Annotated in this window: 4 protein-coding genes; 1 reads left to right on the forward strand and 3 read right to left on the reverse strand. The window is 42.5% G+C overall.

From position 1 onward, the window contains the following. Window positions 1-288 precede the first annotated feature (288 nt). Entirely contained in the window at window positions 289-1,338 is a 1,050-nt protein-coding gene (locus tag IQ229_RS17150) for a sugar transferase (protein WP_194045759.1), read from the reverse strand. Window positions 1,339-1,537: 199 nt separating this feature from the next. Between IQ229_RS17150 and IQ229_RS17155 the strand changes: the two genes are divergently transcribed. Continuing rightward, on the forward strand, window positions 1,538-2,335 hold the full coding sequence (locus IQ229_RS17155) for a 7-carboxy-7-deazaguanine synthase QueE (RefSeq protein WP_194045761.1): 798 nt from the start codon (window positions 1,538-1,540) through the stop codon (window positions 2,333-2,335). 143 nt (window positions 2,336-2,478) lie between these two features. Here IQ229_RS17155 and IQ229_RS17160 read toward each other — a convergent pair whose 3' ends face one another. After that, entirely contained in the window at window positions 2,479-3,123 is a 645-nt protein-coding gene (locus tag IQ229_RS17160) for a DUF3318 domain-containing protein (protein WP_194045763.1), read from the reverse strand. A gap of 77 nt (window positions 3,124-3,200) precedes the next feature. Continuing rightward, window positions 3,201-3,758, reverse strand: coding sequence for a hypothetical protein (locus tag IQ229_RS17165; RefSeq protein ID WP_094349133.1), 558 nt, complete (start codon window positions 3,756-3,758; stop codon window positions 3,201-3,203). Window positions 3,759-3,864: the final 106 nt, after the last annotated feature.

The following is a 3,864-nucleotide window of genomic DNA, read 5'->3' on the forward strand; positions in this document are numbered from 1 at the left end:
ATCAGTAAAGACCAAGTTATTGAATATATTAAACAATTATCCAGCCTTTAATTTAGGATGGGCGATCGCCCTTGTATTTTCTCCTTTTTTGCTGGTTCAGCTTTCCTAGATTTAGGTTTTGAAACCAGCGATTTTAACATTGTTTATGTCAATGTTAAGCAGAGAATGACACTTGCGTAGTGTAGTAAATAAACCTAAAATTTACCCAAGCCTATTTTAGGCTTGGGTGTATTTAAGAATATCGTGAGAGTTGCGAGTTCTCAAAAAATTGTGAATAAGGATAATTAGCTAAACAGCACCACTGTTTCTATTAAACAGAATAGCTATAGTTTTGAAAATTAGCTTTAAATCGTATACTAAACTCCAATTTTTTTGATACTGCAAATCCAGACGAATTACATCTTCAAAACTACGGACTGTAGAACGTCCATTTACTTGCCATTCGCCAGTCATACCGGGTTTTACATCTAAACGTTGCCACTCAGGTACTTCATAGCGTTCCACTTCATCGGGTGTCGGTGGTCGAGTGCCTACTAAACTCATTTCTCCTTTGAGGACGTTCCAAAATTGGGGTAATTCATCAAGACTAGTTCGTCGTAAAAAGCGCCCTACCTTAGTAATTCTGGGGTCATTCTCATTCTTGAAAAAAGCACCTTCCACTTGGTTTTTAACTTGGGATTTCTTCGCTTCCGCATCCACACACATAGAGCGGAATTTCCAAATCTTAAACCGTTTACCCATCCAACCACAACGGGTCTGACTAAAGAGAATGGGGCCGGGATCGTTAATTTGAATAGCGATCGCAATTGGAATAAATAAAATTCCTGTAATTAATAAACCAATCACTGACCCGACAATATCTAAGAACCGTTTCATCCAAGATGCCATAGAAGGGTGAGTAGTGGGTAACTGCTCTACTTTACGAGAAGTTGTCTTCCGATTATCTACCACGTCATCTTGTTCTATTAACGACCCATCCTCCACAAGCTCTAAAGGAAAAACCTGATCCAACCCTGTGAGTTTTAGGACTGCCATGACTTGAGGTGTTACATTCCGCAGTGTTAATGTAATCCCCTTAGTTTGAGCATATTTAAAATTACTTACCAAGGCACCTAAACCACTACTATCGATAAAAGTAGTTTGGTGAAAGTCAATGATGATTTGCTTAGGATGTGAATTGGGCCCAATTAAGCCTTGGCAGGTTTGCTTAAAGCCTACAGCCTCCAGCACGCTCAACCGCGTCGGCACCTGCACTATAGCCATGTCGTTTAGGGAATTAACTGGAAAATCGACCTCTGTCGGTTGGCTAGTCATGAAGCTCTGCACTTTCGTTGCCATGTATAATGTAATATGCCAAACATTACTTTGTCCTACAAAATTACTTAACCTAATATCGGAAATTAGTGGTAATCAGGACTAACTGCTATTTACCGAGGCTGAGATTGGAGATCGCTAGCGACGATTCACAATAGAACAAGAAGCCAAAAAACATCCTTGCTGTTGTGCCGACGCAGCGCGATCGCGTTGCTCTCATCAAATGATTGCTAAAAATACGGTTACACCTACCGCACGCCTGATTGAGGTCTTTTCTGCCATTCAAGGGGAAGGACTGAATGTAGGGACACGTCAGATATTTATTCGTTTTGCTTTGTGTGATTTGCGCTGTCACTTTTGTGATAGTGCCCACACTTGGAATGCACCTACAACTTGTCGGATAGAGCGATCGCCTGGATTGCGCGACTTTTATATTCACTCTAACCCCGTCCCATTACCCATACTAATCGAATGGGTGGAACAGCAAAATCTGCCTTGTCTACACGATAGCATTAGCTTAACTGGTGGCGAACCACTTCTTCATGCCTCATTTCTAACGCAGTTTCTACCCCAAGTGCGAGCCATAACTGGTCTACCTATATACTTAGAAACCGGCGGACATCGCCCAGAACAACTAGCAATGATTATCCCATACTTAGACTCTGTAGGTATGGATTTCAAATTGCCCAGTGTTAGCGGCGAAAGTCATTGGCAAGAACATAGTAAATTTCTCCAGTTATGTCATGACTCATATTTAAATGTTTTTGTCAAGATAATTGTGTCTCAAAACACAGATCCCGCCGAGTTGGAACGTTCAGCTTCGTTGGTGGCAGAGGTTAGTCCAGATATCCCAGTATTTTTACAACCTGTTACGCCTTTGGCGGTATCAGAACAATTTTCTCCAGTACCTGTACTTGCGCCTTCCAGCGATCGAGTTTTGACGTGGCAAGCTTTGATGAAGGGGTTTCTCAAGCACGTGCGCGTGATCCCGCAGACACATAAAATGCTGAACCAGTTGTAAAATTTTAGTTTGATAAAGATGTAGTCAAGAAAAAAGTAAGATTTTATGAAATGGTGATTGGGCTGTTGCCTCTAATTAATTAAGAAGGCAGCAGCCCAATTACTAGCAGCAGGGCTGATTTATTCCATTTCAAATAGAATTTGCTATAGTACGCCCTCATCTGGAGCTTTGGATTTAGCTTTTGCCTTATTGGCACTGCGTTTGAGGGCAGAGAGTCTTGCTTCGTATCTCGCTCGTTGGCGCTTACTAGGAGTATTATCAATCAGGGTTTTCAAGGCGCTACCAAGACTCTTGTAGGCATTGGGGAGGCTATAACCAAAACGAGTTGCTAAAGCGATCGCTTTCTCATCAGCATTGAGCAATTCTCTTAGTTGCTTTTCCCCATTATTCTTTTGGTACAGTCGCCAGCCTGACACGCCACAAAGCGACAAAGCTAACACCAGCAGCAATCCATCTTGTACCCACAATTCCCCTACAGCACCACCTAAACCAATGGCTAGTGCTGCCATTTCCCAACCATCTTTAGGAATTGTGTCATTTTGAACGCGAGCAACCTCATGCCAGAACAGCAGATTACGCTGATCCATAGCGAGGGCATCCCATTTCACCAAATCAATTTGAATTTCTACCTGGTCTTTACCAATTTCTTCGCAGCGAACCAGGGGTGGATTGACCTCAGTTGTGCCTTCAACCGTGACCCAGCTTTGCAGTTCTGGTGGTAGTAAGGTTTTCAACCGCCGGAGTTCGCTCATTTCCGCTTTGGCAGAGGAGGTTGCATAGGATGTCATAATATCCAGCCCCAGAAAATTTCAGTATATAGTGAGGGTATCACTTTGGAGTATAGCTATTTAAGTGATGATCCGTCTCACTCACTAGGAAAAGTTCCTCGCTTTTTTCTTGCTTCCATTGCTTTTTCTAGTAAATCTAACAATCCTGGGGCTTCTTCTTGGATACTGAGTAATAGTCTTTCCCCAAGTTCTATATTCCCCGGATCGAGACCTGTTGCCATCACTTCTGTCAAGCGAGGTATTGCTATGCCATCCACAATCTGAATTAATCCACTCAGACAACGGTGAAATTGTTTTTCTGTAAGAATCGAGTCTTCTAAAGGAAACTCAATAATGGCACGAATTTCACCATCGGATGGGTCATACTCCCATTGCAACATTTTGGTTTCCCAGGAAATGGCAAGCATTGTTTGGAGGATAGCTGCCTTGTGAGGATGGTCTTGGATTCCTCCTAGAACTTGAGGGGCAAATACCCGGAAAAATTTTCCTTCTTCATCCAGTTGGACAACTATTAGGAAATCTTCTAGATTATCAGCCTCTACACCTGTTATAATTCGGTCTTCTTCGTCATCAAAACGGTAGTCCCAACCAAGGTTGTCTAAATAGTTGGCAATCTGTTTGAGGTTAGCTCCCATAAAAGCCTCATAAGGAACGTGGAGCAGTTGTTACCAGACCTAGTTTAACCTGCTAGGGGTAGTTGTTTGGGTTGGTGTGGATACTTCCGATCGCATAGAAGTATGC

This window comes from Nostoc cf. edaphicum LEGE 07299, from assembly GCF_015207245.1.
GTDB lineage: Bacteria > Cyanobacteriota > Cyanobacteriia > Cyanobacteriales > Nostocaceae > Nostoc > Nostoc edaphicum_B.